31 protein-coding genes and 1 tRNA gene are annotated in these 21,433 nt (G+C 41.9%); 18 read left to right on the top strand and 14 right to left on the bottom strand.

The features are described 5' to 3' along the window. Nucleotides 1-121: 121 nt before the first annotated feature. From NKMY2_RS00960 to NKMY2_RS00955, 3 genes are read right to left on the bottom strand one after another with little or no spacing between them, the layout of a single operon-like run. Complete coding sequence (locus NKMY2_RS00960; protein ID WP_042683690.1) at nucleotides 122-685, bottom strand: class I SAM-dependent methyltransferase; 564 nt, start codon at nucleotides 683-685, stop codon at nucleotides 122-124. Nucleotides 686-718: 33 nt separating this feature from the next. Continuing rightward, a complete protein-coding gene (locus NKMY2_RS10840; protein ID WP_177316488.1) occupies nucleotides 719-883 on the bottom strand; it encodes a hypothetical protein in 165 nt (54 codons plus the stop codon). A gap of 37 nt (nucleotides 884-920) precedes the next feature. After that, on the bottom strand, nucleotides 921-1,835 hold the full coding sequence (locus tag NKMY2_RS00955; RefSeq protein WP_042683689.1) for a branched-chain amino acid transaminase: 915 nt from the start codon (nucleotides 1,833-1,835) through the stop codon (nucleotides 921-923). 87 nt (nucleotides 1,836-1,922) lie between these two features. Here NKMY2_RS00955 and NKMY2_RS00950 point away from each other — a divergent pair, with 87 nt between their 5' ends. Then, a complete protein-coding gene (locus tag NKMY2_RS00950) occupies nucleotides 1,923-2,138 on the top strand; it encodes a hypothetical protein (protein ID WP_042683688.1) in 216 nt (71 codons plus the stop codon). A 227-nt stretch (nucleotides 2,139-2,365) separates the two neighbouring features. Here NKMY2_RS00950 and NKMY2_RS00945 read toward each other — a convergent pair whose 3' ends face one another. Together NKMY2_RS00945 and NKMY2_RS00940 are read right to left on the bottom strand one after the other, a co-directional pair. Next, nucleotides 2,366-3,781 carry an amino acid kinase family protein gene (locus NKMY2_RS00945; RefSeq protein ID WP_042683687.1) on the bottom strand — a complete coding sequence of 472 codons (1,416 nt, stop codon included), beginning with the start codon at nucleotides 3,779-3,781 and terminating at the stop codon, nucleotides 2,366-2,368. A gap of 44 nt (nucleotides 3,782-3,825) precedes the next feature. Then, nucleotides 3,826-4,851 (bottom strand): glycosyltransferase, encoded by a 1,026-nt coding sequence (locus tag NKMY2_RS00940; RefSeq protein ID WP_238549726.1) that lies wholly within the window; start codon nucleotides 4,849-4,851, stop codon nucleotides 3,826-3,828. Between the two features lie 57 nt (nucleotides 4,852-4,908). On the opposite strand from NKMY2_RS00940, the gene NKMY2_RS00935 reads away from it, so the two are divergent. Next, a tRNA-Val gene (locus NKMY2_RS00935) sits at nucleotides 4,909-4,983 on the top strand. 137 nt (nucleotides 4,984-5,120) lie between these two features. On the opposite strand, the gene thsB is transcribed toward NKMY2_RS00935, so the two are convergent. Continuing rightward, nucleotides 5,121-6,758: a thermosome subunit beta gene (gene thsB, locus NKMY2_RS00930; protein WP_042683686.1), complete on the bottom strand. Its 1,638-nt coding sequence runs from the start codon at nucleotides 6,756-6,758 to the stop codon at nucleotides 5,121-5,123. Between the two features lie 136 nt (nucleotides 6,759-6,894). Here thsB and hsp20 point away from each other — a divergent pair, with 136 nt between their 5' ends. Next, nucleotides 6,895-7,377 (top strand): archaeal heat shock protein Hsp20, encoded by a 483-nt coding sequence (gene hsp20 / locus NKMY2_RS00925; protein ID WP_042683685.1) that lies wholly within the window; start codon nucleotides 6,895-6,897, stop codon nucleotides 7,375-7,377. Between the two features lie 331 nt (nucleotides 7,378-7,708). Further along, entirely contained in the window at nucleotides 7,709-7,900 is a 192-nt protein-coding gene (locus tag NKMY2_RS00920; RefSeq protein WP_157832403.1) for a hypothetical protein, read from the top strand. 227 nt (nucleotides 7,901-8,127) lie between these two features. Here the strand turns inward: NKMY2_RS00920 and NKMY2_RS00915 are convergent, their stop codons facing one another. Next, the gene (locus NKMY2_RS00915) at nucleotides 8,128-8,712 is read right to left on the bottom strand and encodes a CBS domain-containing protein (protein WP_042683683.1); all 585 of its coding nucleotides are present in this window, start codon (nucleotides 8,710-8,712) and stop codon (nucleotides 8,128-8,130) included. 203 nt (nucleotides 8,713-8,915) lie between these two features. Then, a complete protein-coding gene (locus NKMY2_RS10835; RefSeq protein ID WP_177316487.1) occupies nucleotides 8,916-9,053 on the bottom strand; it encodes a hypothetical protein in 138 nt (45 codons plus the stop codon). 284 nt (nucleotides 9,054-9,337) lie between these two features. Between NKMY2_RS10835 and NKMY2_RS00910 the strand changes: the two genes are divergently transcribed. Next, nucleotides 9,338-9,526 carry a hypothetical protein gene (locus NKMY2_RS00910; protein WP_042683682.1) on the top strand — a complete coding sequence of 63 codons (189 nt, stop codon included), beginning with the start codon at nucleotides 9,338-9,340 and terminating at the stop codon, nucleotides 9,524-9,526. A gap of 91 nt (nucleotides 9,527-9,617) precedes the next feature. Next, nucleotides 9,618-10,010 carry a nuclear transport factor 2 family protein gene (locus NKMY2_RS00905; protein WP_042683681.1) on the top strand — a complete coding sequence of 131 codons (393 nt, stop codon included), beginning with the start codon at nucleotides 9,618-9,620 and terminating at the stop codon, nucleotides 10,008-10,010. 13 nt (nucleotides 10,011-10,023) lie between these two features. Here NKMY2_RS00905 and NKMY2_RS00900 read toward each other — a convergent pair whose 3' ends face one another. Then, the gene (locus NKMY2_RS00900; RefSeq protein WP_420887339.1) at nucleotides 10,024-10,470 is read right to left on the bottom strand and encodes a GNAT family N-acetyltransferase; all 447 of its coding nucleotides are present in this window, start codon (nucleotides 10,468-10,470) and stop codon (nucleotides 10,024-10,026) included. Nucleotides 10,471-10,571: 101 nt separating this feature from the next. Next, nucleotides 10,572-11,051 carry an acyl-CoA thioesterase gene (locus NKMY2_RS00895; RefSeq protein ID WP_042683680.1) on the bottom strand — a complete coding sequence of 160 codons (480 nt, stop codon included), beginning with the start codon at nucleotides 11,049-11,051 and terminating at the stop codon, nucleotides 10,572-10,574. Nucleotides 11,052-11,174: 123 nt separating this feature from the next. Between NKMY2_RS00895 and NKMY2_RS00890 the strand changes: the two genes are divergently transcribed. Both NKMY2_RS00890 and NKMY2_RS00885 read left to right on the top strand, forming a co-directional pair. Beyond that, nucleotides 11,175-11,426 (top strand): hypothetical protein, encoded by a 252-nt coding sequence (locus NKMY2_RS00890; RefSeq protein WP_042683679.1) that lies wholly within the window; start codon nucleotides 11,175-11,177, stop codon nucleotides 11,424-11,426. A 65-nt stretch (nucleotides 11,427-11,491) separates the two neighbouring features. Beyond that, on the top strand, nucleotides 11,492-12,241 hold the full coding sequence (locus NKMY2_RS00885; protein ID WP_042683678.1) for a sulfite exporter TauE/SafE family protein: 750 nt from the start codon (nucleotides 11,492-11,494) through the stop codon (nucleotides 12,239-12,241). Here the strand turns inward: NKMY2_RS00885 and NKMY2_RS00880 are convergent. Next, entirely contained in the window at nucleotides 12,238-13,119 is an 882-nt protein-coding gene (locus tag NKMY2_RS00880; protein WP_042683677.1) for a radical SAM protein, read from the bottom strand. The two genes, NKMY2_RS00885 and NKMY2_RS00880, sit on opposite strands and share 4 nt — an antisense overlap. Nucleotides 13,120-13,206: 87 nt before the next feature. On the opposite strand from NKMY2_RS00880, the gene NKMY2_RS00875 reads away from it, so the two are divergent. From NKMY2_RS00875 to NKMY2_RS00845, 7 genes are all read left to right on the top strand, one after another. Next, nucleotides 13,207-13,506 (top strand): ArsR/SmtB family transcription factor, encoded by a 300-nt coding sequence (locus tag NKMY2_RS00875; protein ID WP_042683676.1) that lies wholly within the window; start codon nucleotides 13,207-13,209, stop codon nucleotides 13,504-13,506. A gap of 191 nt (nucleotides 13,507-13,697) precedes the next feature. Beyond that, nucleotides 13,698-14,768 carry a homospermidine biosynthesis protein gene (locus NKMY2_RS00870; RefSeq protein WP_042683675.1) on the top strand — a complete coding sequence of 357 codons (1,071 nt, stop codon included), beginning with the start codon at nucleotides 13,698-13,700 and terminating at the stop codon, nucleotides 14,766-14,768. 100 nt (nucleotides 14,769-14,868) lie between these two features. After that, the gene (locus tag NKMY2_RS00865) at nucleotides 14,869-15,807 is read left to right on the top strand and encodes a deoxyhypusine synthase (protein ID WP_042683674.1); all 939 of its coding nucleotides are present in this window, start codon (nucleotides 14,869-14,871) and stop codon (nucleotides 15,805-15,807) included. A 91-nt stretch (nucleotides 15,808-15,898) separates the two neighbouring features. After that, a complete protein-coding gene (locus NKMY2_RS00860) occupies nucleotides 15,899-16,183 on the top strand; it encodes a DUF8036 family membrane protein (protein WP_042683673.1) in 285 nt (94 codons plus the stop codon). A 30-nt stretch (nucleotides 16,184-16,213) separates the two neighbouring features. Further along, nucleotides 16,214-16,666, top strand: a complete 453-nt coding sequence (locus tag NKMY2_RS00855; RefSeq protein ID WP_042683672.1) for a hypothetical protein — start codon at nucleotides 16,214-16,216, stop codon at nucleotides 16,664-16,666. Continuing rightward, nucleotides 16,656-17,012: a reverse transcriptase-like protein gene (locus NKMY2_RS00850; protein ID WP_042683671.1), complete on the top strand. Its 357-nt coding sequence runs from the start codon at nucleotides 16,656-16,658 to the stop codon at nucleotides 17,010-17,012. The genes NKMY2_RS00855 and NKMY2_RS00850 overlap by 11 nt, the downstream gene beginning before the upstream one ends. A 55-nt stretch (nucleotides 17,013-17,067) precedes the next feature. Continuing rightward, nucleotides 17,068-19,164 (top strand): 4-hydroxybutyrate--CoA ligase, encoded by a 2,097-nt coding sequence (locus tag NKMY2_RS00845; protein WP_042683670.1) that lies wholly within the window; start codon nucleotides 17,068-17,070, stop codon nucleotides 19,162-19,164. On the opposite strand, the gene NKMY2_RS10995 is transcribed toward NKMY2_RS00845, so the two are convergent. Together NKMY2_RS10995 and NKMY2_RS00840 are read right to left on the bottom strand one after the other, a co-directional pair. Continuing rightward, the gene (locus NKMY2_RS10995; protein WP_255347478.1) at nucleotides 19,161-19,283 is read right to left on the bottom strand and encodes a hypothetical protein; all 123 of its coding nucleotides are present in this window, start codon (nucleotides 19,281-19,283) and stop codon (nucleotides 19,161-19,163) included. The genes NKMY2_RS00845 and NKMY2_RS10995 overlap by 4 nt on opposite strands. An 8-nt stretch (nucleotides 19,284-19,291) precedes the next feature. After that, nucleotides 19,292-19,471: a hypothetical protein gene (locus NKMY2_RS00840; RefSeq protein ID WP_042683669.1), complete on the bottom strand. Its 180-nt coding sequence runs from the start codon at nucleotides 19,469-19,471 to the stop codon at nucleotides 19,292-19,294. A gap of 114 nt (nucleotides 19,472-19,585) precedes the next feature. Between NKMY2_RS00840 and NKMY2_RS10680 the strand changes: the two genes are divergently transcribed. Together NKMY2_RS10680 and NKMY2_RS00835 are read left to right on the top strand one after the other, a co-directional pair. Further along, nucleotides 19,586-19,726, top strand: a complete 141-nt coding sequence (locus tag NKMY2_RS10680) for a hypothetical protein (protein WP_157832402.1) — start codon at nucleotides 19,586-19,588, stop codon at nucleotides 19,724-19,726. Nucleotides 19,727-19,761: 35 nt separating this feature from the next. Then, nucleotides 19,762-20,169: a hypothetical protein gene (locus tag NKMY2_RS00835; protein ID WP_042683715.1), complete on the top strand. Its 408-nt coding sequence runs from the start codon at nucleotides 19,762-19,764 to the stop codon at nucleotides 20,167-20,169. A gap of 49 nt (nucleotides 20,170-20,218) precedes the next feature. Here NKMY2_RS00835 and NKMY2_RS00830 read toward each other — a convergent pair whose 3' ends face one another. Next, nucleotides 20,219-20,599, bottom strand: coding sequence for a winged helix-turn-helix transcriptional regulator (locus NKMY2_RS00830; protein ID WP_042683668.1), 381 nt, complete (start codon nucleotides 20,597-20,599; stop codon nucleotides 20,219-20,221). Nucleotides 20,600-20,662: 63 nt separating this feature from the next. On the opposite strand from NKMY2_RS00830, the gene arsM reads away from it, so the two are divergent. Further along, nucleotides 20,663-21,415, top strand: coding sequence for an arsenite methyltransferase (gene arsM / locus NKMY2_RS00825; protein ID WP_042683714.1), 753 nt, complete (start codon nucleotides 20,663-20,665; stop codon nucleotides 21,413-21,415). Nucleotides 21,416-21,433: the final 18 nt, after the last annotated feature.

The raw sequence follows: 21,433 nt of genomic DNA, 5'->3' as shown, positions 1-21,433 counted from the left end.
GACAAAGAAGACAGAGACAAAGAAGACAGAGACAAAGAAGACAGAACCAAAACCAAAGACAACGACAAAGCCGACAACTGTAAAACCAACAAGTAGCAACTAAGACGAAAACTGCTACATACTAAATTTTTCTTATTAGAGTAAATTTGGATTTTTTCGGATCAATCTCTTCATGCATGTCAACATTACTGATTATCTTTACCTTAAAATCGAGCCAGCGTTTGTACATGTTCCTATTCCATGTCGAAATGGAAGCGTCTGGTATCTGACTTTCATTATCTGAAAAATATTCGACATTTAAAATGTATTTTCGAGAAACCCTGAACAACTCATTTACTGATTTTTCCATGTTTTCATCGCCAATATAGTTTAGAACATTTCTTGTAAATACAAAATCAAAGGAAGAATCTTCAAACGGCAGTTCGGTAATCGAGCCCACTTTGAACTTGAAGTACGGCAGACTCTGGCTAGCCTTTCTAATTGCAGACTCGTTAGGATCGATTCCAGAAACGTCAAACTCTTGTGGGAATAATTTCAAGTCATTTCCGGAATTACAACCAACCTCGAGCACATTTTGAACCCTTAATGACACGGCAAGATCTCGGATGAACTTTGCCATCTCTTCGTTATAATTTGAATCAGAATTTTCTACATACTTGTTCCAATATTCAGTATTGTAACTCATGGTATGGTCTCAAGGAACGTAGTATTTGTTATTTCAGTGGGCACACTTGCACGGTATCATCTTGGTATCAAATGTACAGTCATGTGGGCCTTCTGATTTTGCATCAATTGGGATTTCTTTCATGCATTCTGAATGCCTGCCCTTTTTACAAAACCAGCAAATTTCATCGCCCTTTCCGCCTACTGAGCAAGAATCCATGGTTTTGGTGCAGTAAAATCTCTAAAAAACCTGCGTTCTAGATGTATTTTAGCCAGTGAACGAATCGCTCATCTTTGCCCATTGCCACATCCATGAATGATTTCTGCAGTTGTTTTGTGGTCATGCCAATTTTTCCATCTCCGATAACAATGTCGTCCACTTGGGATACTGACTTTACTTCCGCAGCGGTGCCCGTCATGAATATCTCGTCTGCAGAATAAAGGTCGTCCCTGTCAAGTTCTCTTTCAATTACGTTTTGTCCGTTTGCGGCAAGTATCTGGATGGCACTGTCTCGCGTGATTCCCTCCAGTATTCCAGATGTAAGCGGCGGCGTGAAAATTTCGCCATTTCTTATTACAAAGATATTTTCTGCACTGCCCTCTGTTATTTTCCCGTGATAGTTTAGCATTATTGCTTCATCGTATCCGTTGTTTAGGGCCTCTACTCTTGCCAGTGCCGCATTTGCATAGTTTGACGCTGCCTTTGCCTGCATTGGCTGCGATCTGGAATCTATTCGAAGCCAGCTTGAAATCTTACACCTTGCACCTGTCAGTTTTCCTGCCTTTGACTCGCCAAGTTTCCATTCCCAACATGCTATTGAAACGTCTACTTTGTTTGGAGTCGGAGTCAGTCCCATCGTACCGTATCCGTAATATGCCAGCGGTCTGATGTAGCATTCCTTAAGACTGCTTGCCTTTACTGTTTTAATTATTCCATCTGTGATCTGATCTTTTGAAAACTGCATCTTCATTGAATACATTTTTGCTGATCTGAACAATCTGTCTACATGTTCTGGAAGTCTGAAAATGGCAGAGCCCTTTGGTGTGTTATAACATCTGATTCCCTCAAAGACTGCAGTTGAATAATGCAATGCATGGGTCAGTACGTGAACCTTTGCGTCCTTGAACGGTACAAGCTTACCGTTCATCCAGATCTTGCCCACTTCTTTCATAGAACGATGCATAAACATTCGTAATTTAAAGAGTTATCTTGAATGGTTCAGGCACAGGACTAAATATGTGAAAATGGAACCATAACCATGGAATCAATCATTCCATTTGTAGCAGTGGCGCTTCTTGTCGGAGGTCTAGTTGGCCAGGGATTTGAGATGAGAAAAATACGCAAGTCGATTAATGTCGAAGAAGAACTAAATCCAAAAAACGTGTTCCTTGACAAGAGAAACATCAAGTGGTATGTGATGATTGGGGCCGGCCTTGCGTTGTGGTATTCTGCGGGCGGAAAATTCGGCCAATGAATTATGCATAGCCTAGAAAACTGACCATATCTGCATCTGCTGATTGTGAGTCTAGGCACGAAATTGATAGACTATATAGATCAGGTCTAAATATTGCCTCGATCAATACTAAACAGTGCGTGTTTTGGGTAACGCCGGACTGAATCTAGATAAATGGTCCAAGAACAAACCCAGCGTGGCTCTGACGGGACAACCCTGAAGGGCCATTTGCGATTTTGTTTTCAAATTCAAGTAAACATTATTTTTGATCTTTCCGAATGCACCGCACGAATTGCTTTTTCGATATTGTCATCAGAGTCATCAGTCACTATGATGACCCGTGATGTCTCTTCCTGCGCGTCCATGTTCAAGATGTTGAGGCCTGCATCGCCTATTCGCGAGCTTGCCTTTGACACAATTTGGTGGACTCGCCACATCTCATCACCGATTAATGTGATGACTCCGCGATTGTACGTGATTGTGGCCAGGGAGTCAAATCCCAGAACATATCTCTCGTTTCGCTTGACATAATCAGAATCCAAAAACAAAATTCTTGTAAACTCGATATCGTCTTTTGTAAAGGGAGAAAGTATGACAAACTCGCTGTATCTCTTGTCTTTTTCAAGTGACTCGAGCAGTCTCTTCGCGGACTCGCTTTCTATTTTGAGTATTGCGCAGTTTCTTTTCCCTGTCACAATTTTTAGCGGATGACCGTTTTGATTGTCTGATCTTCTCTTTATGGTTGTTATTTTCTGCGGGTTTTTCATGTTTGTTATCATGATTGGCATATCTACTCCGTTTTCCAAAATTTCTTTGATCGCAATCGGGTCTAGGATCTTCATTCCAAACATCCCTGCAAGTCTTGCCTCGTTGTATGAAAGCTGAGAAATGTCTTCTAGTTCTTCTGATACGACCCTTGGATCTGCTGACACGACTGCGCTGTCCTTTTCAAAATCAATCCTGGTATCGTATTTTTTATGAAACAATATGCCCAGATCTGCCGCAGTCCTATCTGAGCCTCCGCGCTCGTACGTGGTTTCTGTACCATCCACTGTTTTTCCAATGAAACCGCCAATTGACAGAACGTCGTTTTCCTTTAGAAGTTGCTCTACTGGCTCTATTCTCTTTATGGACTCTGAGGCAAGAAAGTTTGTTGATTCAATGTTGTTGTCTGTTATGATTGGCCAAATATCGTATGAGACTACGTCTGATTTTATGCCGTTGCTTTTCATGATATAGTTCATCATGTATGACATGAGAATTTCACCTGAAAACGCAAGTGCCCTCGAACGCACTTCGTCTGCAAATAGGCGCCTCTGCATAGCCTCATTGTATGCCTGCTGAGTTTTTTCCAAAAACGAATCGATTATTTTTTTGCATTCAGTCCTGTATGACTCTGATACAAAATTGAGAATCTTCTCGTAAGGTCTTCTCATTTCATTGATATCTGGCATTGTTCCCTCCTCAGCTTTTCTTCCAAGTGCCAATGCCAAGTCAGTTAGTGATTTTCTCTTTCCGTCATGTATGGTGAGAGGAGCGGAAAAAACCGTAATTACTTTGGAGTCTTTTTTTAGCTCTTTGATGCGATTGATTATGTCTAATACATGCTCGCCATCAATTCCACTTGCGCTACCACCAAATTTTGCAACAGCTAATTTTTCCAATTCGTGGTTTTCAAAAACCTAAATCCTCTTTTAAGCATTAGCGATTATGTCAGATGTTTCTTGATGATTTCATAGGCACGGCTTGCGCCGTTTGTCTCAACAGGGGCTCTGCACGATTCTAGTTTTCTGGGGATGAGGGTGTCAAGATGAAAAACATCCTCGTATTGGTATCCAATTTGTCTTGCATTGTCTTCCTGCTCAAAGTGGTTCTTGATTGGAATAAAAATTCCAGGCGTTCCGTATGCTTTTGACTCGTCGATGGTGGATTTTCCAGCAAGTGAAATGACAAGATCTGATGCGTAGATTATCTCGTGCAGGTTGTTGACAAATCCAAGATTTCTGACGTTTTGTGCATCTATCTTCAAAGATGGTCCTGACACGACCACCAAGTCCGCGTCTAGATTTAGCTTTGAAAACACGTCGATTGTTTTTTCAATTAGAAACATACCCGCATCAGTTCCACCTACACTTAGCGTGATTGTTTTTCTGGAAAATGAGAATTTTTCCCTTAATTCATCCCTGCTGTGTTTTGTGGCTCGTACTATCGGCCCCACCCTTTTGATATTGTCCTGATCTTGGCCAAATTCTGGAATTATTACGACGCTGCAATTTTGTATGATGTTTCTCATTGACTGGTTCATCCTCTTCTCGATAACTGCACCAATTCCTTTTGTGAATCTTGTCTCTAAGATGTCTGTGATTAGAATGGATGGAATTTTGTTTTGTTGTGCTACTGTAAGTGATGCAAAGTCCTCATCACTTACTATTACTTTGGGTTTTTCGTTTTTCACAAATTCCTTTGCAATTCCCATGCATTCTTTGTAGTATTGGTAATATGCAAAAAGCCATTTGAGTGATTTCTGAAGCGATCCGTTTTTGATTTTGAATTTTGGAGGCACGTAAGAGTCGTTTACTGAAAACCCGTACTCTGAAAATAATTTGGCAGCGCCGTTTCCAGTTACAAATTTTGCTAAAATGCCGTCAAAATGCTGTGCAATTGCGATGTCTCGCGTTGCGTGGCCCAGTCCAATGGGACTACAGAAAAAGCCGACGTCTATCTTGTCAGTCAATGATTCTTTTTGTCCAACTTCTCAAAGTTTAAATGGTTTCTGAGAAGGAATTTTGCTGGGCTCATGGTCCAGATCGGTTATGACGTCGCCCTTACACGGCGAAAATCCAGGGTTCAAATCCCTGTGGGCCCATTTGGGGCCCGGACATTAAATGTCTGGGCTCTTCAGACATAATTCGAGCATTCAACATTGTAAGATACACGAAATCAAAATTATGTATCATGTATTGTCTGTCTTACAACACGAGTAACAAAAAATGAAAAAAGAGGTTACATGTCCATTCCGCCCATTCCACCCATTCCGGGTAGGCCGGCAGGACTTGGAGCATGACTTGAGGATTTTGATGCCGCAATGACATCATCAATTCGCAGAATCATGCATGCTGCCTCTGTTGCCGCATTTACCACCTGCTCCTTTACTGCAAGTGGCTCTATCACGTTCTGGGACTCAAGGTCAGCTACTTTGGCATTTGTTACGTCAATTCCAAAGGTTGCTTTTCCTGACGTTGCTTTTGATCTGAGCTGGACCTGAGTATCAAGCGGGTCCATTCCGGCATTTTCAGCCAAAACCAACGGTATGGTCTCAAGACCTTCTGCGAATTTTTGCGCTGCTAGCTGCGGGCGTCCCTCTAACGAGTTTGCCCATTCTCTTAGTTTTGCTGCTACTCTGGCTTCTGGAGCCCCTCCACCAACTAGGATGACTGGATATTCCACCACATCCTTTACTGCCATTAAGGCATCGTGGATTGAGCGTTCTACTTCATCTACCACTCTTTGTGAGCCACCTCTGGCTAAAATTGAGACGGCTTTTGGATTCTTACATCCTTCGATGAAGACCCATTTGTCTGACTCTACCTGTCTTTCCTCGACAATCTTTGCAGAGCCAAGATCCCTGTCTGTCAGCTCGTTGATGTTGGTGATAATTCTAGCACCAGTTGCCTTTGAAAGCTTGGTTAGATCACTTTCCTTGATCCTTCTAACTCCAAGGATGTTTGCTTTTGCAAGATAATACTGCGCCATGTCGTCTATTCCCTTTTGGCACAAGACGATGTTTGCGCCAGATGCGACTATCTTGTCTACAAGCTTTTTGAGCATCTTGTTTTCCTCGTCTATATAGATCTGCATTTGATCTGGGGAGTTGATGTTTATCTTTGCATCAAACTCTGTCTTTTCGATTTCAAGTGGTGCGTTGAGCAATGCAATCTTTGCATTTTCTATGCGTTTTGGCATTCCTCCGTGAACGACCTCCTTATCCAAAACTATTCCGTGGATAAGCTCGGTGTTTTTGATTGAGGAACTGCCCTTCTTTTCCAGTTTGACATTGTCTATGTCTACTTTGTACTTGTCACCGACTTTTTCTGCTACGGACAAGATTGCGTCGACTATGATGTCTGCAAGCTCGTCAGAGTTTGATGAAACGAGCTTTGATGACAGTGTAGTCACTGCAACTTTTTTGAGGAGTTTCTTGTCGAGTGGATCGACTTTGATGCCTATTTGTTGTAGCTCTGCAATTGCTTTTTCGGATGCTTTTTTGAAGCCATCCACGACGACTGTTGGATGTACGTTTTTGCCTATGAGCTCTTCTGCTTTTTCTAGCAGGGCTCCTGCAAGAACCACAGTTGAGGTCGTTCCGTCTCCAACCTCAGTATCTGTTGCCTTGCTTATCTCGACCATCATTTTTGCAGCTGGATGCTGCACGTCGATTTCTTTGAGAATGGTTGCGCCATCATTTGTGATGGTTACGTCTCCTAGTGTGTCGACTAGCATCTTGTCCATTCCTCGTGGACCAAGGCTAGTGCGGACCAATTCGCCAATTAGTTTTGCAGCGCTGATGTTGTTTTTCTGGGCATCATTACCCTTTGTTTGTGTAGTTCCTTCCTTGAGAAGAACTATTTGTGGTGTTGTCATAAAATCACCAGTGCTGTAATTAAACAAAATTATTTATAAATTTTTGTAAGAAATTACTAAACGTGTAATTTAATCATTTTAAACACAGAAAAAATTAAATAATGTAATGTCTATTACACACACCAAGTGATCAAATATGTGGTTTGATAACCAACTCGACCAAATGTTTCGAAGTTTGTCAGACCGATTTTTTAACATGGATGACGACTTTGAATTAGCAAAATATGCATTCACGCAGCCATATTCCCATGGTTATTCAATGATCATGGGAAATAATGGAAGGCCTCTGATCAGGCAGTATGGAACTCCAGTTCCTGGCTTGATAACATCTGATGTGAGAGAGCCGTTCGTTGACGAGGTAGTTGACAAAAGCGGTAACACGCTCAAACTTGTGGCAGAGATGCCAGGAGTTGACAAAAAAGACATCAAAGTGACAATCGAAGGCAAGTACGCAAAAATAAGTGCAGAACATGGAGAGCGAAAATACCAGACACAAATACCACTCAAATACAAAGTCGACGAAAATTCCACCAAAGCAACATACGCAAATGGCATACTCGAAGTCTCATTCAGACTGATCGAGCAAAAGCCAAAAGGAAAAGCCATCACAATCGATTAGGTGAGAAATATGTTCAGTACACCAAAACTACCTCAAAACTTGGTCTCAAAAATACAACAAAGCGTAAGGTGGTTGCAAAATGCGAAACGAAAGTTGTAGAAAATGTGGCGGAGAATTACTAGTTTCAAGCTGCAAACAATGCGAGTTCCCAGTTGAGAGAATTTGCAAGTGTTGCGAGAACATGATCCGCTATGTGTATCACTATTGCACACACAGCATAGCTTCAATGCCATATGCCTGCGTGGCGAATGCATAGTGCTCTCCCTATCTCCCACTATGTATTTGCCACTTTTTGTTTTTTCTTATTTGTTGAATTCAGGAGATGTTTGATATGACCATGCGAGATTGGACTAGAGTTACAATTGCAATGAATATTGAGTTAAACAGACGTCTAAAAGAGAAGCAATACCAAATGATGAAAGAGCAAAACAATATCAGTTTTTCAGAACTTGTAAATCAGATTCTTGAAGAAGGGCTAAAACACACTGTGAATCAAACTGATTCAGTTTCTGTGATGGGATAATTCTTTACCAATAAAAATTAGGCAGGTGTATTGTAAGCCCACCGCTGGCTTTCTGCCGTTGGTTTAGGTTTTCCAAAATCATGTATCTGCGGATACCTGCGGGCCCATACATTGCGTATCTGGGGGAATCCCTTTCAGGTTCGAATTTGACCAACATCGACATTTTTGAAAAATATGGTCTGGGATGATATTTTGTAAGAAAGTTGTTTTATCTTCTGCTCGTAAAATCAGATTGTTTTTGGGAAATCATTTGGTGGATTGATCGAGCCAAGATCCTCTGCCCTTGACATATTCCCCTCAAAAAGCCCCCTTCCGACATGTATGTTGTCTATGTGAGAGGAAAGCAACGTTTTGTCACCAAATGCTGAGGAACAATATGGGCATTTGATCAAGGTTGGCATTTCTAGCTCAGGCAGGGCAATTGCATGCTGTGCAATGTTTCCAACTAGTACCTTTTGAGAAATTACACCAATTGGAATTGTGTTATCCAAAACGATCAATCTTCTTACATTGTTTTTAGTCATCAGGGCAATAGCATCTCTGACTTTTGCATTCTTTTGTATGGAAAGAAGAGGGGACTTCATTATTTCTTTTAACCTCGTTTTTGTTGGATCCTTTCCTTTTGAAACTACATCGAAAAGAACATCCCTGTACGTGACAATTCCTTTGATGTGCCCTTCATCCCTTATCAGCAAACTGTCTATTCCATGTTCCTCCATTTTTTTTACTGACTCGGCAACAGTTTGATTGCTCTCCAGAATAGACAATGTCATGTCTATGAAATCAGAGATTTGCTTGTCAAGCGTACTCATAAATCAGGTTCACTGCGGATTGATTTTAAATCCAAGATCGATTATCAACAATGAAAGTCAGCGGTCTTGCTATTCACACGAGTGTAATCTTACAACTTGCATAATGTCATAAAAACAACATGTTTTATCACATTTATTGTTCGGTATGGTCTCCTACGTAAATCCAAAATTATGAAATGGAAAGTGTACTGCTTTTAAAAAAACTATTCTTCTGATTCCTCATAGTTTTCGTCTTGCTCGTAACCTTCTTTGAGCTCAAGCTGATGGCCTTCTTCTTTCATCTCCACCTGTTCTGTTTTTTTCTTCATTTTTTCATTTTCTTTCTCGTTCTCTTTACTCATGATATCAAAACACGTGCCTGAGTTATTAAATCAGTGAACATTATCAAAACTGAAAACTGGCTTTGAAGGTTTCTACACAAAAGAAAGTTCCAATCTAAGATCTGTGGTCTAATTCTAACCTTGAAGTTGCTGGATCGTAAAATAGATCTATGCGGACTTGCCATGCCCATATTCCTAGTGATTCTACCACGCCGGCCTAAATCTGTCCAGAAATTTCCTTATTGGAAGCATCGATTTCAAAATAATTCCATCTTGTTTTAATGGTAAAGTGACTCGTTATCCACATGAAAGCATACGTGATACTTGCAGTGATGTTGGCCATGACCGTATTTGCAATTTCTGATGCGCATGCCGAAACTGACTCCAAAGTGCAGCCAAAAGATCAGCCAAACTTTCATGCAAAAGTCACAAAAGAGAAAATCGACGGAAAGAATCTGGAAATTGTAGAATTTCAGTGCAAGCTGGCAAAATAATCGTTTGCAGCCAAGGATTCTTTTCTTAACGCAAATTTCTATAATTGCATAGAAAAATAATTATTCTCTTTATCGCATGTCATACTGAGAAATGACTGCAAATGTTGATCTAGTAAAAAAATTCTACAGTTCCTTCAAGGCCAAAGATAAGCAAACCTATCTTCAGCTGTGCGCTGATAACATAGAGTGGGTAGTAATGGACAACATGCCTTGCGGCTGCACCTATATCGGCAAAACAGCGGTCTTTGAGAAATACTTTCGACATCTTTTTTCAAATTTTCACGAGTTTCATGCGATGCCAGAAGAATTCCTTGATGCGGGAGAGGTGATTGTCGTTCTTGGACAATATCAAATAGTGACAAAAAAATCAAGGGAAACAGTCGTGTCCCCATTTGCCCATGTATACACAATCAAAAATGAAAAAATAATTCGATTCAGACAGTATACGGATACTGTGAAAATCCAGAACGCGGTACGCAGCTAAATTTCTATTTCTACTAAATCATCATGGTATAACTTAGTGCCGACTGTTCAAAGCCAATCTTTTCGTAAAATAGATGAGCGTCCTTTCTCTGATTTCCGGATTCTAGTCTGATCCTGAAACATTTTTTCTTCTTAGCCATGTGGATGCATGACTCTATGAGGGATTTTCCTATTCCTGACTTTCTGTGATCTTCTGATACGACGAGCTCTGGAATGTATAATTCCAATTTGGTGCGATTTAGTCTTGGAAGAAACATCATGCTTACAAGACCGACTACCTTTGAGCTCTGCTCGGCTACTAGGATTATCTCGTCTTTTTCATCAAGATATCCGTGAATTTGTTTTCTAAATGCAAGGCTTTCTGCATTGGTTTTTGGTCTTGGCCTTTGTAGCTGGTATAGAAGATCTAAAATTTCATTGGTGTCTTTTTTGCTTGCCTTTCTGATTTTAAAATTATTCACATCACACATTTGCAATTTAGAGTATTAAACCAGTTTCCAAAAGATTGCAGTGTATTCCCGGGGATCATATTTTGCCTGTTGCAGAATGTTTTGATTGAAATTTAACGCGCCTTTTCTCTGCGCCTTTCTTTGGATCTCTGCTCCATTCTGGCTAGTCCTTCCGCAAATTTTTTCTTCTCCTCCTCAGTCTGAAGTAACAGTTTTGGAACCGTCGTAGGCTTGCCGCCGTCATCAAGTGCGACAGACGTCACCATGGCAGTCCCAGTCATGGTTCTCAAACCGCTTCTCAAATTCTCTGATTCAACTTTGACCTCGATTTCCATTGACGAGTTCTTGATGCAGTTTAATCTTGCATTAAGAATTAGCAAATCCCCGACAAAAACCGGCTTGAGAAAATCAACTCTGTCTATACTTGCCGTTACCGCGTTTGTACCGCAGTGCCTTTGGGCAACAATTCCCGCAACAATGTCGATTTGCTTTAGAATTTCGCCACCAAACACGTTTCCCGCAGGATTGGCGTCAGATGGAAACATTCGAGTGATTACCTCGACTTTTGACTCAGTTGCGCTCTTTGCACTCAAGCAACATGTGTGTTTCTTCCAAGTAATATCTACTATTCTGTGATTCTGGACAGGTGCAAGATTGCTGCTTGCCTGAATCGTGTCTGAAAATCTTTTTTACGGCCAAAAAACGAACAAAGGGAAATGGTTGACTTGACATTTAACGACAAGATGATCTTGGTCCAATACGCAATCCAAAAATACGAAAACGAGGCAATATTAGTTGAAAAACTAAAGGCAGTCCTGTCGGAAAAAGACGCACAGCGAAGCATTGACACGCTAATTGGGACACAGCGAGTGAGAAGAATCGGGCCTGAAGTTTTGGAAAACAACACTAGTCATACGGAACTGCCAGATCTTCCCGATAATCTAAAACAATTGGTAGACAATCTTTAGAAATTTTTCTAATTTCTGTCTGCGAACAAATTTTTTAAACAACCTTAAAACAGCAATTGTGAAGCATGGAAGAAATTCTAGGACAAATCGGAGATCTATCACCTTTGCTGATTATGGGACTTGGGCTTTCTTTAGGATTGGAGCACGCGTTTGAGCCTGATCATATGGCAACAGTTGGCACCCAAGTATCGCAAGGCAGATTGCAACAGAGATCTCTAAAACAAGTTATAAAAAATGGCACTGCCAGGTCGTCACTTCTCGGGGCGTTTTGGGGAGCGGGGCACACGACGACCCTTGTCCTGATGGGTCTCTTGGTGTATGTTTTGGCAGTAAAAATTGAGCAACAGGTATTTTCAAGCCTTGAGTTAATTGTCGGACTGATGCTTGTATTTTTGGCAGTAACAACAATACTGAACAAAAAATTACATCTCATTCACAGGCACCCGCACCCGCATCAGGACGGGACAATCCATTACGATGCACACGATCACAAGGACTCGGATCATAGGCACGGCCACAAGTCATACATAATTGGATGCGTCCACGGACTTGCAGGCAGTGGTAGCCTGGTAGTATTGACTGCAGCAACACTTGCAAATGTTGAGGCAGTTCTAAGCTTCATTCTCATCTTTGGAGTCGGCTCTGTTATCGGAATGACGCTGATTTCTGGACTCTTGGGACTGCCGTTTGTTTTTTCGGCAAAGGCTGCAAGAATAAACAAAATCTTCCGTTATGTAGCTGGTGTCTTTAGCCTAATCATGGGCGCAAATATCGTGTATCAGATTGGCATCGTGCAAAACCTGTTTGGATTTTAGAATCCCCTAAGGCCGGTGGGCCTCATTACTTCCGGATGCTGCTTCATCCACGATATCTTGTCAAGCATTTCCTGCTTGTCATGTGGGAACGTTCCCTTGATGGTGTATGCATTGGAGCCGTGGTTTGCCCTGAAAATCACATCGCTTTTCACATCAATCTGCCCTACCAAGTCCTCAAGCTCATCTAGCGATTCGGCATCACTTACTGGAATGAACGGCTCTCCAAACTTTGTCTTAAATTCATCCTTGATTCCATTTTCCAAGTATAGTGTTAGCGCGCCAACATAGTGCGGCGCTGACGCATTTATCACCTCTGCGGTCCCTTTGATGTGTTCCTTGGAATGTGTCTTGCCGCCAAGTCCCAAAATTATCATGCATGAAAGAATGTAGCCTGCGTCCTTTGCCTTTTTGCAGGCCCGAATTATGGTTGCAGCGGTGGCGCCCTTTGTTACTTTTTTTAGAATTACGTCAGAACCGCTTTCAATTCCCAAATAAAACATGTTCAAACCCGCATCTCTTAGCGTTTTGAGCTCCTCTGGAGTTTTTTTGAGAACGTTCATCGGCATAGCATAGCATGATATTCTCTCCAGATTTGGAAATTTTTCATACAGGTACTTTACGATGTTTTTCATATAGTCTGTCTGCAGATTTAGCGCATCGCCGTCTGCAAGAAAAATTCTGCGAGTCTCTGGAAGTGTCTTTGACATGATGTCGATTTCAGCCTTCACCTCGTCCCACGGTCTTTCCGAATATTCCTTTGATCTGTACATGTCGCAAAACGAACACTCGTTAAACGAGCATCCAAGCGTCACCTGAAATATCAGCGAGTCTGCCTCAGATGGAGGCCTATACAGCGGATAGGAATAGTTTAGCATCATGTTTTGTACACCGTATCTTGGCCAGTTTGCTATATTATTTTTGCAGTCACAACATCTTTTTCTAGTCACACAAAAACTTGATTCATAATGGCAAACGACCCCTACGCAAAGCGGCTCTTGTGGTTCGTATTTGCAGGCTCAAGGGGCGGCCTGAACCGATTAAGGCTCGTCTCTATACTGAAAAACACGCCGCTCAATGCAAACCAGCTTGCAAAGGAAATGGGTCTTGACTACAAGGCAATTCAGCACCATGTGCGAGTTCTTGAGAAAAACAACATCGTAACCAAGGTTGGGGAAAAATACAATGTCACCTACTTTGTCTCAAATTTCCTTGAGGCTAACATGGAGTCGTTTGACGAAATTGCTGGCAAACTGGAAAGCAAGTAATCTGGAGATCGAGCCTTTTCCAAACACAACAAAGTAAAATTCGAGAGTTTCATTTGGTGGATCTAATTAGTTGCTGTGTGAATTGTTTTCGTAATATCTTTTACAATGCTTTCTGAAAAAAACACAACTCGGATTCTATCAAAATAGTTAGCAGCATTAGATATATTATAGTAAAATCTTGACTATGGGATATGGATTATCACCATTTTCATGGGAAAAATATTCCTCACATAGAAATAAACCCAGACATGAAAATTGATGATCTTGTAGAAATTTATGCAAACTCCGGTTACAACGCAAGACAGCTTGGGGAGGCCGCAAAACTGTTCCGTAAGATGATTGATGATGATGCGACAATCTGCCTTACCATTGCCGGTGCCATGACTCCAGTTGGATTTGGAGGTCTGTTCAAAGCTCTTATTGAAAAAGGGTTTGTTGACTGGATAATATCCACAGGATCCAATCTGTACCACGAGGATCACTTCGCATGGAATCTGCCTGTAAAACAAGGGCATTTTGAGGTTGATGACATGATCCTGTATCAGAAGGACATTGTCAGAATAAGAGATGTCTATATCAAAGGCGAGGAAACCCTGAAAAAACAAGACACAATCGTACAAAAAATGTTTGAAAATGATTTGTTTGAAAAACCGTTCACTACTGCGGAATTTGCAAACTGGATGGGAAAATACTCTAAAGAATACTCAAAACGCCCAGAGAGAAGCTTTGTTGTTTCTGCATATGACTATGACGTGCCGCTTTACATTTCAACACTGAAAGATTCTTCGCTTGCCCTTGATCTAGCTCCCCTCAGGCTTGCCAACAAGCCGTTTTCGCTGGACTTTGTAAGGGAGATAATAGAACAGGCGGCAATTCTGTACAATTCGAAAAAGGCAGGAATTATAGAGATAGGTGGCGGCGTTCCCAAAAATACTGCGCAGCAGACTGGCCCGTTATTGGACCAGATCCTAGGCCTTGGTCACGGGGGACAAAATTACATTATCCAAATCACCGATGCAAGGCCAGATACTGGAGGTTTGTCTGGCGCTACACTGCAAGAGGGTAAGAGCTGGGGAAAAGTAAAGGACTCTCACGAAGACGTCATTGTCGTTTATGCGGACGCCACCATAGCATTTCCGGTCTTGTGTCTGTATGCACTGAGTACTGAAAGCTCACGAAAACCAAAACGACTGTACAAGAAATTGGGGGAGTACTACGAGGATCTATCCAAAACTTATTTTAACAAAATGAAATCAAAGTAACTAATTTTTGATGGCATCGGGAACTAGACGATACATGAGATCTTTCTAGGGCCAAAGTAGAATTTCAAGAAATTTATACTACGGGCTAAATTAGAACAGAATGGAAGACCAGAGCAGAGCGGTAAAAGATATCTCAATAAAAGACGGCGATGACATTCAAAGAATATTTGAACAGCTATCGACATCAGGCGGTTTTGAATCAAGAAATCTTGCAGAAGGCCTTGAAATTCTCTCGACAATGGTAAATGATAAAGAATGTATCAAGTTTCTTTCGTTTGTTGGAGCGATTACGTCTACCGGCCTTCGGGGAATAATTGCTGACATGCTTAAGAAAAAAATGTTTGATGTCGTTATTACTACATGTGGCGCGCTAGATCATGATATTGCAAGATATTTTTCAAATTATCTGGAGGGCTCATTTACTCTAGACGATGCGAAGCTTTTGGAAAAGAACATCCACAGGCTGGGCAACGTGCTTGTCCCTATGGAAAGCTATGGGCCATTAATTGAAGAAAAGATGCAGATGTTCTTAGAGGCAGCTTACAAGTCAGGCAAAAGGGAAATGTCTACTGCAGACATTACAAGAATGATAGGCGAAAATCTAGGGGAGGGCTCATTTTTGTATTGGGCATACAAGAACGACATACCTGTGATAGTGCCAGGAATAGTGGATGGCGCAGTAGGCAGCCAGATCTGGATGTTTACCCAAAAACACAGCGATTTCAAACTTAATGTCGTATCTGATGGCGAGGTTCTGTCATCGCTTATCTTTAAAGCGAAAAAGTCTGGCGCCCTTATGTTGGGCGGCGGCATATCAAAACACCACACTCTTTGGTGGAACCAATACCGCGATGGCCTTGATTATGCCGTCTACATTACCACGGCGCAGGAATTTGACGGAAGCCTAAGCGGAGCTCTAGTCCGAGAAGCAATTTCGTGGGGCAAGGTTACCCAGAGTGCGAAACAAACTACGATACATGCAGAAATAACCACCATCTTGCCGTTTATCTATTCTGCACTCCTTGCCAGAATAAAATAGCAAAATAAAGTAGACGGATTCTGGGAATGGCAACAGAATCACTGGCAAACTGGAAAAAAGTAAATAAGCTATGAGAAGAGGTCTTTTCTAAATGGAGTCAACTTCTGCGGTTTTGTCAGGCGTCTCGATTGTTAACATGGTAGTACTTGGTATTTTGATGTCCATGTTTGGCAAGATGTACGTTAGGACAAGGGCACAGATGCCCTTGGGCATGATTGTGTTTTCAGTCATGCTGTTTTTACACAACATCATAGGGGCATACGCGTATTTTTCAATGGACGAGCTGTTTTCGCATGAGATATTTCCATATCTGCTTGGAGTGCATATAGCGGAGCTGGCAGGAATTCTGATCTTTTTGAAAATTACGATGGACTAGGTTTATCTGTTATATTATTTTGGGCAACTTATGAAACAAAGCTACAGGGAATACATAAAGCTAAACAAAAACTTGTTTCTGGCAATTGTTGCAGCAGTAACAATTTCTGCAATTGCCGCCCAGCTCTTGGCAGATCAGGAAGACTATCTAAATAGCACTTATACCCTGTTGGTAGATCTTGTTGTTTTTTATTCCATATTTGGGACGTTGTTCTATGTTGATAACAGGAAAAAATACAAAACAGATCTTGGCAAAGTTGATTCGCCGCGTCTTAAAAAAGATCTCATAAAGATAGTCACATCAGTCGGGGCAGGCGAGATAGTGTACATGGCCATGCGATGGTACTTGCAGTACTATCTTCTTACGATTAACTATGAGCCGTACGCAGCCTCAATAATCACGCACTTGATATCTACGATTGCCTATCTAGCTATCGTTAATCTAGGGGTCAGGCTTACAAGGTTGTACAAGGATGACACTTAGCATTTACGTTGACGGCTCTGGCGGGGAGAACTCAGGATACGGGTATTTTGTAAAGGAGACAGGAGAGTCGTTTTATGAAAAAAAGCAAGGAATAACAAACAATCAGGCAGAATACCTCGGAATTATCTCTGTTTTGAAAAAATTTACCCAGTCAAATGACGACATCACTATTTACTCTGATTCAAAAAACACAGTATCTCAGCTGAACCACGAGTTTGCGATAAACAGTGAACCGTTGCGAGATCTTGCAAGAGAATCCTGGGCCCTGATGAAGACCATCCCAAATCTGAAACTGGTGTGGATTCCGCGTGCACAAAACTTGGCCGGAAAAATGCTTGGAAGCTAGCGATCAATGCCCTCGTGAATAGCTTTATTATGGAAAATAATGCGCCAAATCTGATATGGGAGAGTCAGTTTTTCTTTCACCAAAATCTATTGCAATAATTGGCGCATCTGACAAGGAAGGAAGCGTAGGACGCGCAATCACATCGAACATCATGAAGGGCTACAAGGGAAAAATTTTCCCGATCAGCCCTACACGTGATACTGTATTTGACAGGCCTGCATTCAAAACCGTGCTTGATGTAAAGGAACCAATCGACCTTGCGGTGGTTGTCACAAAAAACGATATCGTTCCTGCAGTACTAGAAGAATGCGGTAAGAAAAAGATCAAAGGAGTAATTGTAATCACTGCCGGATTTAAGGAAGTAAATGAGGAAGGGCGCAAACTAGAACAGAAACTAAAGGACATTGTCAAAAAATACGGAATCAAGCTAATCGGGCCAAACTGCCTCGGAGTGATGAACCTTGATCCAAAGACAATGATGAACTCTACGTTTCTCAAGGTGACTCCAAAGTCGGGGCAAATTGCGCTGGTGTCCCAAAGTGGAGCAATATGTGCGGCGCTTGTAGAGGATGCAAGCGCGCAGGGCATTGGATTTTCAGCAGTAATCAGCCTTGGAAACAAGGCGGAGATGAGCGAAGTCGATGTACTCAAAATACTTGCCGAGCACGAGCAGACCAAGGTGATCGTAATGTACCTCGAAGACATGGGGAATGGCCAAGAGTTCCTTAAAATTTGCAAACAGATAACAAAGAAGCTCAAAAAGCCAGTGCTCGTATTAAAATCAGGACGTAGTCCCGAGGGCGCAAAGGCTGCAATGTCACATACTGGCGCACTGATGGGCTCTGACGAAATTTATGATGCAGTGCTGCACCAGGCTGGAGCAATTCGAGTAGATACCATGGAAGAACTATTTGACTATGCTACTGCGTTTTCAAAGCAACCGCTGCCATCAAAAGGAGACCTTGTCATAGTGTCAAACGCAGGAGGGCCTGCAATCATTTCAACTGACGCTTGCTCCAAAATGGGAATCAAGATGGCAAGCATTGAGGATATTAGGCCAAAGATAAATGCCGTAATACCGCCGTGGGGAAGCTCAAGAAATCCAGTCGACATAGTCGGCGATGCTGACTACAATCGATTCAACAACGTACTAGAAAACGTCCTTGGGCACAAAAACGTCGGCTCTGTCATTGCAATGTGCACGCCGTCTGCCACTCTGGACTATGACAAGCTTGCCGAAGTCATAGTGAAAATGTCAAAAAAATACAAAAAAACAATGCTTGCCAGCCTAATGGGACTAGACGAGGGAATCAAAAATAGGGAGATTTTGGCTGCAGGTGATGTTCCATACTATACCTATGCAGAGGGAGCAATTCGTGCACTGCGTGCAATGTTGAAATTTACTGCCTGGCAACAGTCAACAGAGGGAACAATTACAAAATTCAAGGCAGACAAGGTAAAGGTAAAGAAGGTTTTTGATGCAGTCAAAAAACAAGGAAGAACAAATCTGCTAGAGGAGGAGGGCCAGGAGGTCTTGCGCGCATATGGGTTCCCGCTACCTCAAAGCATACTTGCAAAAACAGAAGACGAGGCAGTAAAGGCAGCAAAGAAAATTGGATTTCCGGTTGTAATGAAAATTGCATCCCCTCAGATAATTCACAAATCAGATGCGGGGGGAGTAAAGGTCGGTATGTCAAATGAAAAGGACGTACGTGATGCGTTTAACACCATAATTAAAAACGCCAAGAAATACAACCAGAAAGCCACAATCAAGGGAATCTTGGTGCAAGAGATGGTAAAGGGCGGCAAAGAACTGATCATTGGCTCAAAGCTGGAACCTGGATTTGGCCCAGTCATAATGCTTGGGATGGGCGGAATCTATGTCGAGGTACTAAAGGATGTCACATTCAGATTGGCACCAGTGACAAACAAGGAGGCAGACGACATGATAAACTCGATCAAGACAAAAAAACTGCTAGAGGGGGTAAGGGGGGAGAAACCGTCTGATCTAAAAAAACTCTCAGAGCTGATTCAGAAACTCTCTGCGCTTGTGACTGACTTTAAGGAAATAAAAGAGCTTGACATGAACCCAGTACTTGTAATGGAGCAGGGAAAGGGCTGCAAGATACTTGATATCAGAATAGGGCTCTAGAATACTGAAAGAATCACAGCTACTGCTGATGCAACAATGACAAAGCCATAGAATCCAAGTCTGTGTCTTGGGAGACTGGCGTTCTTTGCCTGCACGCGATGAATAATTTTTTGAATCATTTCAGTTCCTATGGTCTTAAGGCCATGGCCTCTAGCTTGACTTGGTGTATGTGGTATTGTGGCTCTGTGACAAAACTGCACTTGAGGCAGACAAACTGCTCAAAGTCCTTGCCGCAGCTCTGGCACGACTCTACCTGCTCGTATTTTTTCATCTCATAGCCGCATTTTCTGCATAAATCAATTCGCATTTTTCTTCATAATTGGTTGGAAATCAGGCGATATTAGCTAGATTCAACAATCTAGCTGATTAATCATAATGCCAGCTTACTACACTCTATGAACGTCCTGGAGAAATATGGAATATGGAACAAACTCAAAAGTCAACTCATTGGAACTACGAGGTTCGCGCTCCATTCAAAAAGGTCCTTGCCTGGGATACTCTTTTCTTTGTTCTTGGCATTGGCGTGGGCGCGGGAATCGGGGCATTCCTAGCTACGGCATAGGAATGCTTTAATTTTTTTAAACCGTGGAAAGGGAAATGGGACAAAGAACCGCACTTGGGAAAGTCCTTGATTTTTCACTGCTTGGCATGACAGCTGTGTATTTTATCGGGTTTTTGTCGTTTCATCCACAGTCACTTTTCCTAGTTGACTCACTGTTTGATATTCCGCACGAATACGAAATTTATTTTGACATTCTACTCTGGGCAATATTTGCCCTGCTGATCGTTGATCTTTATTTCAAGTACAGGGAAATCAATAATTACAAATTGTTTTTGAAAAAGCACTGGCACGACATTGCAATGCTTGCATTAATCCCGTTTCTTACCGCGTTCAAATTTGCAAAGATATCTGTGAGCTTAGTCAAGACGCTAAAGGCATCAAAGTCTGGATTCAAAGTATTCCAGAAGGCAAAAAAGGCCTCAAAGCATTTGAAATCAGAATGACATAAAATAACAACTCAAAATCACTTCAAGAACTCATGTAAAGTTAATCCTACTTTGATTTTGACCATTTCTTCATCCATTGTAAAAGATTGATCATGGATTCAACGAGTTCTTGCCCCTTGTTAGTTAGCCTGTATTCGACTCGCGGAGGAATCTCATTAAACGACTGTCTTTCCAAGATTCCGCTTTTCTCAAGCTCTTTTAATCTGGTGGATAGTGTTCTGCTGCTAATGCCTTTCAAGGCTTGCCTGAACTGCTTGTATCTTACCGGCTCCACAGTGCAACAAAGTGGAATTAGGATCTCTAACGTGCCCCGTTTTGTTATGATTTTCCTAAGCTTGGCAGTCTCGCTCATCAGCGACGAGGCGTCATAACCCTCAAAACCGCAGGCATCCTGTACGATTGGTATTGGTTTTCTTTTAGTTTCCAATTTTACACTAACTGCAATAATTTGTACTTGACAACTTAAATGGTTTACCTAGTAAACCATAGCATGACTGTAGAAATTAAAAAGGAAATAAAGCAAAGATATGGCAAGATAGCGCTATCCGGAAATTCCAGTTGCTGCTGCATGCCTGGCGAGTGCGGCACAGACGCCTCACCGATCGAAGCTGCCGGCTTGATTGGATATGATGCAAAAGATCTGGAATCAATTCCCAAGTCTTCCATTCTTGGAGTTGGGTGCGGCGCGCCGATAAAACTGGCCGACCTCAAGGAGGGCGAAGTGGTAGTCGATATTGGTTCCGGCGCAGGCATTGATGCGTTTTTGGCAGCGAACGCGGTTGGAAAGTCAGGAAGAGTAATCGGCATTGACATGACTGACGAAATGCTAGAAAAGGCAAGAAAAAATGCAACGGATGGAAAATACACCAATGTCGAATTTAAAAAAGGCGACGTGGAGGATAATATTCCACTGCCTGACTATTCTATAGATACTGTAATCAGCAACTGTGTGATTAATCTGACAATAGACAAAACCAAGGCGTTTAAGGAAATTTACAGAATTTTGAAAAAGGGAGGCAGGATGGTGATCTCTGATCTCATTACAAACAAAGAATTGCAAATGCACGAGACTAGTTCTGAGCAGTGGTGCGCCTGCATTGACGGCGCACTAACAAAAGAAAATTATCTTGACGCAATAAACAAGGCAGGATTCAAAAACATCAGCGTATTAGATGAGCGGATCTACATGGAGGATAACGCCAGAAAAATTACAAGCCTTGTTATCAAAGCAATAAAAGAGTAACTTCACGAGCAAAATGCA

The sequence above is a fragment of the Candidatus Nitrosotenuis chungbukensis genome, from assembly GCF_000685395.1.
Classification (GTDB): Archaea; Thermoproteota; Nitrososphaeria; order Nitrososphaerales; family Nitrosopumilaceae; genus Nitrosotenuis; species Nitrosotenuis chungbukensis.
This window is presented reverse-complemented; position numbering and strand designations above follow the sequence as displayed.